The organism is Nostoc sp. CALU 1950 (assembly GCF_051172895.1).
GTDB lineage: Bacteria > Cyanobacteriota > Cyanobacteriia > Cyanobacteriales > Nostocaceae > Nostoc > Nostoc edaphicum_A.
Genome location: NZ_JBDNJQ010000421.1, coordinates 1 through 499 on the forward strand (window position 1 = coordinate 1; position 499 = coordinate 499).

The window sequence follows — 499 nt, forward strand, 5'->3', positions numbered from 1 at the left end:
AAGGGGCTGCCGTCGGCAGCCCCTTCATTCCCCTTTTGTAGTAATTTGAATAATGATGCTTGTTTTTGAGTGTGGTAACTGATGGACATAGTATTAACTGATTCTCTCAAAAAGTTGTTGATTGAAACTGTATCTGGATTAAAAGGTGCAGCAAAGCGCTTTCTTTATGGCACAGACAGTTCAGGGCTTAGGTTTAGGAGGGCAAAGGCTTGCACAATCAGAATTAGGATGGAATCGAGACACAATTCGCAAAGGAATAAGAGAATTAGAAAGTGGTATTACTTGTATTGATAACATGAGTGGCAAAGGGCGTTATAAAGCAGAAGAACACTTGCCAAATCTTTTAGAAGATATAAAAAATATAGTAGATTCGCAAAGTCAGACTGATCCTAGTTTTAAAAGTCAAAGACTATATAGCAGACTCAGTGCAGCCGAAGTCAGAAAGCCAAAAGCGATAAAGTTCCTCTACTGGTTTGTTAATGGTTAAAGTCTTTTCAAC

The 499-nt window shown here is 38.5% G+C and carries 1 pseudogene; it reads left to right on the top strand.

The window, feature by feature from the left end:
• Positions 1 to 87: 87 nt before the first annotated feature.
• Positions 88 to 469: pseudogene (locus ABF638_RS38275) on the top strand (ISAzo13 family transposase); the annotation flags it as partial.
• Between the last annotated feature and the right edge of the window lie 30 nt (positions 470 to 499).